Origin of the sequence: Cupriavidus sp. CuC1 (genome assembly GCF_044627735.1) — a bacterium.
Lineage (GTDB): Bacteria > Pseudomonadota > Gammaproteobacteria > Burkholderiales > Burkholderiaceae > Cupriavidus > Cupriavidus ulmosensis.
Genome location: NZ_JBIUHC010000268.1, coordinates 1 through 8,077 on the forward strand (window position 1 = coordinate 1; position 8,077 = coordinate 8,077).

Sequence of the window (8,077 nt, forward strand, 5' to 3'; positions counted from 1 at the left end):
CGGTGGGCGCGGTTTCGGCATGGTGCACCTCCTGTTTACTCAAGATAGGCACTGTCCGAAAAAGCGGGTCATCTCCACTTTCTGCATGCCCAGCGTATCCATCAGCGCGATGATATCGAGCGCAACGGCCGCCGGCTGGCCGTTGCGCATGGATTCCTTCGACAGGAAGGTCGTCGAACCATAGCCGCGCAGGTACGGAACAATCACGCGGTATCCGTGCGACGCGAGCAGAGGCGCGACGTCGACGAAGCTGTGGATGTCATAGGGCCAGCCGTGTAGCAGGACGACGGCTGGCCCGTTAGCAGGGCCAGCCTCCGCGTAGCCGACGTTGAGTAGCCCTGCGTTGATCTGCTTGATCGATGCAAAGGCCGCATGGGTACCCGGCCTGGTCGAGGGCAGGGGCGCCGGCTTCGATTGATTGGTCTGGGCTTTGGCGGACGTTAAAACGCCGAACTGTACTGTAGCGAGCGTCAAGGCGGCCGTGCCCAGAAAGCCTCGACGAGGCAGATCGATTTTATCCGTCATTTTTTTCTCCTCGCGCTGATGCGGAATCGTTCATCGGGGCGGTGCTTTACTTATCTTGGCGTGGCTGCGATTCCCGGTAGCATGGCACCTTTGCGTCATAGCTATCAGAATCGAAACGACGATGTTGCTGCCAGTGCGATCAGACAACTGTTCTTGTATAGCACCGGATTTGCTCGCGTTCACAAAAAATAGCCGAGACAAGGCGCCCGCTTGTACACGCTTGGTCGTGCGGCCGGCCCGTGTTGGCGCCTTGGTCGATTGCATGATGCGGCGGCTATGCGTCTTGCCTTTGTGCAATAGGCACGGTGCGTCGCTTTCTCAAGCTAAGGTTCCGTCACGCGAGAACTCGGAGGCATTGAGCTTGACGAAGTCGAGCATGCTGGTGGGCGCCTTGCCCGTAAGCTTGTATAGATCGTCAGTCAAGCGATCGTAGCGCCCCTCTGCGTGGAACTCTGCCATCACCGCGAGGTGCTTGACGAGGTGGCCAGGGACGCCAGCTTTCCGAAGCTTGTCGGCCCAGGCCGAGACCGGCGAATGGCGTCGGCACTGTTGTACGCGCGCTCATACACGGCTCGGTCCCGCGCGTCGATCGCACCCTCGTCCACCAGGAAGTACTTGAAGAGCCAATCCTGCTCGACCCGGATACGACCGGCGAGCAGCTTCTCCGGCAGCCCACTGACCTGGTTGAAGGCAAACCACCAGAGATACGGATGGGCGAAGTCGAGCTTGTCGCCGAAGGTGTTGTGCGCGGGTAGAAGCTGGAACGACAACAGGCTCTCGTCCGGGTGCGGCAGCTCCAGCATCACCAGCTTGTCGATGACCTGGGGATAGTTCGCCGCATACGCGAAGGCCACCGCCGAGCCAATGTCATGACCTGCGACACTGGCCTTGTCATAGCCCAGCGATTTCACCAGCTCGTGAATGTCACGTTTTTGTATCGGGCCTGTAACGTACCTGGGCCGTTTCCGTCATGAAACGTATCAACACAGGGGGGTGATACAGACGGGTACAAAAAGGTTCTGAAACGCGTGGAGGAGTGGCCTACGATTCGGCCGGGACCACGGTCAAAGTCCGCTTTTTGGTCCCAACTACTACTCTTACATAGGAGCGAAGCGTAAATGGCTTCGCTACCCCCCCGGCCAGCCTGGCCGCGAAAGGAAAAACCATGCGACCCCTCTTCAGACACTTGTCAGTCGCCGCTGCTGGCGCTGTTTTCTGCATTGCTGCCTTCGCGCAGAACGCCCCGGATACCGTCCGTCCCCCGGCGATCCTGCCGCTCGAATCGGAACCGGCACCGAAGCTGATTCCATATCCACCGCTGCCCGAACCACTGGCTCGCGGCGTCGTCATCGTTCAGTTCCGGACAGAGAACTTCCGAGTCATGCCGTTATTCGGCAAGACCGCCGTCGAGGTAACGCCGCGTATAGGGCATCTTCATGTAACCGTTGACGACGCGCACGGCACCTGGGCCCATACCAGCGAGGATCCCATCATCGTTGTGGGGCTCACGCCTGGCGCACACAAGCTGCGGCTCGAACTGGCCGATCCCAGCCACAAGATCCTGGGCAGCGAGACAGTTTCCGTTACCGTCCCGGACCTGAAGGCGTCAAAACCCCACCAGCCTTGAGGGCCTGTGTGTTCTTCTGCGGGAGACACGGCATATGCCTGCGGCGATCAGGTCTAACGTTAAGGGCCGCGGCATGCACACGCTGATATAAGGGCGCACACCGCAATGCTAATGGGTGTGGCCGAAGTACTGGAAGAGCATCTCCGGCGTCTGGACACGCAAGTGCTTAACACTTCCTACTGAGAAGAGCTGCCAGAGTCCCGCCTTGGCGAGAATGTCCTATTGTGACGACGCACAGGTTCTATCTCCAAATCTGCAAGATTTGATGTACTAGTGACACGCCCTGGGGCGGACGGTGCTCCGTTCGGAGCGATCGGAACTGGTACTGCAGGGATGGTCGAGGACAGTATGTCCGTCAGCACATTTGATATCTTCAAAGTTGGAATCGGGTCCTCTGCTTCGCACACCGTGGGCCCCATGATCGCGGCTTGCCACTTAAATGTGCAGACGGTCGACGAGCACCCGATTCCTTACCCCTTTCGGAGCAGCGAGGAACTATTGCGGATGTGCAAGGAGTCAGGTCGCACCATTGCGGACCTGGTGCTCGAGAATGAGAAATGCTGGCGAAGCACCTATGACATTCGCGCCGGGCTACTGGCCGTTGCCGGTGCCATGGACGCTTCCATCGCGCGAGCCTGCTCAATCGGTGGCGAATTGCACGGTCCGATCCGGGTGCGGCGCCGTGCTGCCGAGCCGTATCAGCAGCTATCCAAGCGCGGTGAGGGGTCTCTACGTGACCCGTTGTTGATGCGCGACTGGGTCAACCCATACGCGATGGCCGTCAACGAGGAAAATGCCACGGGCGGCCGAATCGTGACCGCTCCAACAAATGGCGCTGCGGGCGTAATTCCTGCTGTGCTGCGGTACTACCGTAAGTTCGTACCCGGAGCTAATGAGGATGGTGTGGTGGATTTCCTATTAACCGCTACGGCAATAGGCATTATTTATAGTGACGACGTGTCGCCATGTGGGGCCGAAGTCGGGGTGGCATGCTCGATGGCTGCTGCGGGTCTTGCTGCGGTGCTTGGCGGTAGCAACGAACAGATCGAGAGCGCAGTGGAGATTGCATTGGCGCACAATCTTGGCATAACCTGCGAACCGGTGGAGGGATTTGCACAGCATCCCTGTATTGAACGAAATTCCATGGAGGCCATCATGGCAATTAACGCTGCACGAATGGCTCTACGTAGGTCCGCAACCAGTAAAATTCGACATCGAAATTGGATATCGTGCGGTGTCGGCACGGATTGAGACCGGCGAATTTTGCGTGGTGGGGCCCCAGTGCAGCCTGAAAGGATACGTTATGAAACAGATTGATGGCCTGGCTCTGCGCAAGGCGTTGAGTGCCTTCCCCACAGGGGTGACTGTGATGACCACGTTGGACGCAACCGGAAGGGCGTGCGGAATGACCGTCAATTCGTTCAGTTCTGTCTCACTGAATCCACCCTTAATCCTATGGAGCCAATCTCTTTCATCAAGGAGCTACACCGCGTTTCGGGATGCCGAGCGGTTCGTAGTAAATATCCTCTCAGAGCATCAAATTCAGATATCCAAACAGTTTTCGACTGCTAGCGACGACAAATTTCGCAATATAACATTTCGATCTGGTTTAGGAGGCGTTCCCATCATTAGTTCATGCGCTGCAAACTTGGAATGCGTGAAGGTTTCCGCCCATCCTGAAGGCGATCATGTCGTTTATATCGGACGAGTTATCCGCCTGGAACGGTCCGAGCACAGGCCGCTCGTCTTCGGGGATGGGCGCTACCTCGTAGCACGAGCCCACGAGCAAGATGAACTGAGTGCTATTCTCCCTTTGGAAAGCTAGGGATGGTGTTCCACAGCGTGTTAAATTTGCTTCAATCGCCTCCGAATCCAGGAAAAGACAGAGGGGCATTTGAGTTGAAAATCGGTCATGCCCGTTGCCTTCAGGTGACAACGTACAGTCGCGGCGTAGTGCAAGGTGGCATCCGCGCCAAAAGGAAGCACCCGGTTTGCGAATTCCTCATCGAGCATCTGCAGCGGGACTTCCCGTAGCCCAGTCTTGCAGCGCCCGTGCGGCAGACGCGCAATGCAATACAAAAGTTCGGAAACGGTCGTTGCCAATCACTAATTCCGCTATCTGGCGCCCCCGCTGTTTGAGCTAACTGTTGAGATCCGGAAACGCAGTGCACCGGCTGGCGTCATAACGCCAGGTAGGACGACCATTTCACGGCGTTGGGCTGCTTATCGGAAGGACGAGACGCTTTAGCTGGGCCGCAATTCCGCCTGGCAGTTTCGTAGCGCGTTGTCCGATGGACATCGCCCGTGTCATCAAGACTGGACGTGTCGTTTAATCACCTTGAAAGGGGTGGCTCTAAGCCCTCGTCCAGGTAGGTGTGCGCGCCCGCATGTGCCTGCAGCATCGGCAGCGCAAGCGGCAAGCCAGGGAATGCCCCGGCCATGCCCAACGACTTCAGCCATGCACGGGCCCCGGCATTCTGCGATGAACCTGTGACCCGTCGCACCGCTTCGCCCCCTTCGATGGAAGGGTTGCCGGAGCGCCTGACAGCATGCGAGAGAAGCGCAGAGACTAAGCGCAGGAACTAAGTGTAGGAACTAAGTGCAAGGACGAAGCCCAGACGAGCCCCCGACCAAGGCACCGAAGGACGCCGCTCGCCTCAAGTCACGGCGCTCACGAAGGCCTCGAACGCGCTGGCCTCCACCGGCGGACAGAAGAAGTGGCCTTGCCCGTAGTCGCAGCCGGCAGCCAGCAGGATGTCGCGCTGCGACTCGGTCTCGACGCCCTCGGCAATCACGCGGATGCGCAGTGCATGCGCCATGCTGATGATGGCGCGGCACAAGGCCACGTCGTCCGAGCCCCGCGTCAGCGAGCGGATGAAGGACTGGTCGATCTTGATGTAGTCGATGTCCAGGCGCCGCAGGTACGACAAGGACGAGTAGCCGGTGCCGAAGTCGTCGAGCGCGATCTCGATGCCGGCCGCCTGGAAGCGGGAGAGCTGGTCCATGACATCGGCGTTCTGCTCCATCAGCGAGCCTTCGGTGATCTCGATGACGAGGCTGCCCACCGGCACGTTCCTGCGCTCGATCATGCTGGACCAGGACTCGGGCCCGCTCGCAGGCGCGCAGAACTCCACTGGTGATTTGTTGACCGAGATCTGGAAGCCCTTGCCCAGCAGCACCTGCCAGCGCGCAAGCTGGTCCAGCGCTTCCGTCAGCACCCAGCGGCCTATGTCGATGATGAGGCCGGATTCCTCCGCAACGGCAATGAAATCGGCCGGGTGGATCGGCCCGCGCACCGGATGGTCCCAGCGGATCAGGGCCTCGGCCTTGCAGACCTTGCCCGTGCGCAGATTGACAATGGGCTGGTAGTGCAGCGCGAACTGCCCGGACACCAATGCCGTGCGCAGGTCCTGCGTGATGCGCAGGCGCTCCCTCTCCGCCTGCAGCAGCGCCTGGGTGAAGGCTTTCCAGCGATTGCGGCCCTCCTCCTTGGCGGCAAACATCGCCTGGTCGGCGCACACCAGCAGGGCCTCGGCGTTGTCGGCGTCCTTGGGGTAGGTCGCCACGCCGATGCTGGCCGACACCACCACCAACTCGCCGGCCAGGTGGTAAGGCGCGGCAATCCGCTCCAGGATCGCCTGGGCAATGCCCCCGGCAACGCCGGCAACGCCGGCATCGCCCACCGCGGGCAGGATCACGGTGAACTCGTCGCCGGCCAGCCGCGCCACGGTATCCGACGCGCGCACCGATGCCGCAATGCGCCGCGCCGCCTCCAGCAGCAACTGGTCACCCTGATCGTGGCCGAGGGTATCGTTCACCTCCTTGAAGCGATCCAGGTCGATGAACAGCAGCGCCAGCGCATCCTGCATGCCGCGCGAGTGCTCGATCTCCTGCTCCAGCCGGTCGAAGAACAGGCGGCGGTTGGGCAGATCCGTCAGCGCATCGAAATTCGCCTGGTGCCGGATGACCTCTTCCGCCTGGCGCTTCTCGGTCATGTCATGGATCAGCGCAACGCGGCGGCGCTCGCCATACGCGTGGGCCAGGTAGGTATCCACGGTCAGGTAGGCGGGAAACTCGCTGCCGTCCTTGCGGCGGATCGAGAATTCGCCGCTCCATCTGCCCTTGGCTGCCACGGTGGCCCGCAGGCGTTCGACCAGCCCTGCCGCATTGCCTGCCCCGCTGACGCTATAGCCAGAGCGGCCCTTGATCTCCTCGACTGTATAGCCGGTGGCGGCGGCAAAGGCCGGATTCACGTCGATGATGGTGCCATCGAGCGACGTCACCACCATGGCCTCGCTGCTGGACGAATAGACCAGCGAAGCCAGCCGCATCTCCTCCATATGGCGCCGTCGCTCCGCCATGGAGCGGAGCAGGCTGTAGTACAACAGGCCAAGCAGCAGCGTGGAAGCAATGGCACCGGCCAAGGCAACGCGGCGATAGACCTCGTAGGGCGCCAGCACGAGGCCGACCGACTCGCCCACCACGAAATTGAGCCCGAACTCCGGCACACGGTAATAGCCGAAGACCCGCTCCACGCCTTCGGAGCCCGACACCGCCCGATAACTACCAGACTGGGGCGACTCGCTGGCGAGGTACGGCCTGTTGCTGACCGCCCTGGCCAGCGTGCCCTCCAGGGCCGGCACGCGCGCAATGACCTGGCCGGAAGTCTTGATGACCGACGCCACTTCGCCATCGCGGTTAGTGAACGTCTGCGCAAAGCTGGCGAACTGCTCCGGACTGACCGAGACCACGATGACCCCGTCGAAGCTGCCCGCGCGCAGGATGGGGCGCGTGAACTGGATCGACCATTTGCGCGAGACCTTGCCCTTCACCGGGTCGCTGATGAACAGCATGTCGCGCCCGCCCGCGTTCTGATGGACCCGGAAATGCTCGCGCCCGCTCAGGTCGACCTTCTCGCCGGACGCGGGCGGGGCGATGGACGAGTAGATGAGCAGGCCATGCTTGTCGATCACCGACACCTGGAACGACAGGTCCACCACCAGGTTCTCCCGCTCACGCACCATGTCGATGAACCCCGGCTGGCCGACCAGCCAACTGGCCCGCAGGTCGAGGAGGAACTCGGACAGCCGCAGGATGCTGGATTTCGAGTACGCGCCGAACGCCCGGGCCTGCGCCTGGGTACGCTCCGCGGCGTCGTGCAGCAAGCGGTCCCGTTCGCTCACGAGCTGAAACGCCGCGAACGCCCATGTTGCAATCAGCCACGCCGCCGCCCCCAGGTTCAACGGGGAAAAGACCTGGCGCAGGCGCTGCAGCGCCTTGCCATATCGGGTGATCGAGCGTTCTGGCATCAAATGGGTATCGCAGCGCAGCGAAGAATCGATATCGATAGCAGGCTAGTCGATGTCAGCGAACCCGACAAGCAGCACGCACTCTAGTCCCGTGCTCACCGCTTGGAGCCGGGCCGGCGTGCGCCGAAAGCGTCACGTCTTGTTCATGCCCCGCTCGACTCGTGGGCACGTGGGCCTCGATACCGGACATGGGCCGCCTCATGCGAAGTACGCCTTCGTATAGGCGTGTACGCCCGCATCCGCCAGCACCGCCTCCGGCGCCAACCAGCGATACGCCCCATGTTGGAGCAAGGGCAACTGCGCCCCGTCCACCGGCCAATGCAAAATATCGGCCAACACCACATAGTGCGTATGCTGCCAGCCTCGTTGCATAGAACGAAGCAATTCTGTCAATCCGGAATCCCCCCGGAACCCGCGCCGTATATAGAAGTCCGGCCGGTGAATTGACAATATTGCTTCCACTCCAAACGAAGCAAAACCGTCAATTCGCCTTAGTCCGGAATAATTTTGTCAATTGGCGTCCTAGACTTCGAATCCCGGTAACTGCTCAATAAGTCGGGGCGAGCGGGGGCGTGGTGCTCGTGAGAGAAGCGATACGCTGTTCGATGAGATGGGG

Annotated in this window: 5 protein-coding genes and 3 pseudogenes; 4 read left to right on the plus strand and 4 right to left on the minus strand. The window is 60.8% G+C overall.

Annotated elements, in window-relative coordinates; genetic code table 11:
• Positions 1 to 60: 60 nt before the first annotated feature.
• Both ACGLHR_RS49580 and ACGLHR_RS49585 read right to left on the minus strand, forming a co-directional pair.
• Positions 61 to 525, minus strand: a pseudogene (locus ACGLHR_RS49580) (alpha/beta fold hydrolase); the annotation flags it as partial.
• Positions 526 to 983: 458 nt separating this feature from the next.
• Positions 984 to 1,463, minus strand: coding sequence for an alpha/beta fold hydrolase (locus ACGLHR_RS49585; RefSeq protein ID WP_400103224.1), 480 nt, complete (start codon positions 1,461 to 1,463; stop codon positions 984 to 986).
• 227 nt (positions 1,464 to 1,690) lie between these two features.
• Here ACGLHR_RS49585 and ACGLHR_RS49590 point away from each other — a divergent pair, with 227 nt between their 5' ends.
• The 4 genes and pseudogenes from ACGLHR_RS49590 to ACGLHR_RS49605 all read left to right on the plus strand — a co-directional run bounded on the left by ACGLHR_RS49590 (position 1,691) and on the right by ACGLHR_RS49605 (position 3,977).
• Complete coding sequence (locus ACGLHR_RS49590) at positions 1,691 to 2,152, plus strand: DUF6130 family protein (protein WP_267602868.1); 462 nt, start codon at positions 1,691 to 1,693, stop codon at positions 2,150 to 2,152.
• Positions 2,153 to 2,500: 348 nt separating this feature from the next.
• Positions 2,501 to 2,557, plus strand: a pseudogene (locus tag ACGLHR_RS49595) (serine dehydratase); the annotation flags it as partial.
• Between the two features lie 60 nt (positions 2,558 to 2,617).
• Positions 2,618 to 3,340, plus strand: a pseudogene (locus tag ACGLHR_RS49600) (L-serine ammonia-lyase, iron-sulfur-dependent, subunit alpha); the annotation flags it as partial.
• 115 nt (positions 3,341 to 3,455) lie between these two features.
• The gene (locus ACGLHR_RS49605) at positions 3,456 to 3,977 is read left to right on the plus strand and encodes a flavin reductase family protein (protein WP_400103218.1); all 522 of its coding nucleotides are present in this window, start codon (positions 3,456 to 3,458) and stop codon (positions 3,975 to 3,977) included.
• An 832-nt stretch (positions 3,978 to 4,809) separates the two neighbouring features.
• On the opposite strand, the gene ACGLHR_RS49610 is transcribed toward ACGLHR_RS49605, so the two are convergent.
• Together ACGLHR_RS49610 and ACGLHR_RS49615 are read right to left on the minus strand one after the other, a co-directional pair.
• Positions 4,810 to 7,461, minus strand: coding sequence for an EAL domain-containing protein (locus ACGLHR_RS49610; RefSeq protein ID WP_400103220.1), 2,652 nt, complete (start codon positions 7,459 to 7,461; stop codon positions 4,810 to 4,812).
• A gap of 198 nt (positions 7,462 to 7,659) precedes the next feature.
• Complete coding sequence (locus ACGLHR_RS49615; RefSeq protein ID WP_400103222.1) at positions 7,660 to 7,854, minus strand: hypothetical protein; 195 nt, start codon at positions 7,852 to 7,854, stop codon at positions 7,660 to 7,662.
• Between the last annotated feature and the right edge of the window lie 223 nt (positions 7,855 to 8,077).

Bases quoted from the DNA above. Each gene is read 5' to 3' on its own strand.
- ACGLHR_RS49605 (WP_400103218.1), top strand. From the start codon at position 3,456: ATGAAACAGATTGATGGCCTGGCTCTGCGCAAGGCGTTGAGTGCCTTC.
- ACGLHR_RS49610 (WP_400103220.1), bottom strand. From the start codon at position 7,461: ATGCCAGAACGCTCGATCACCCGATATGGCAAGGCGCTGCAGCGCCTG.
- ACGLHR_RS49590 (WP_267602868.1), top strand. From the start codon at position 1,691: ATGCGACCCCTCTTCAGACACTTGTCAGTCGCCGCTGCTGGCGCTGTT.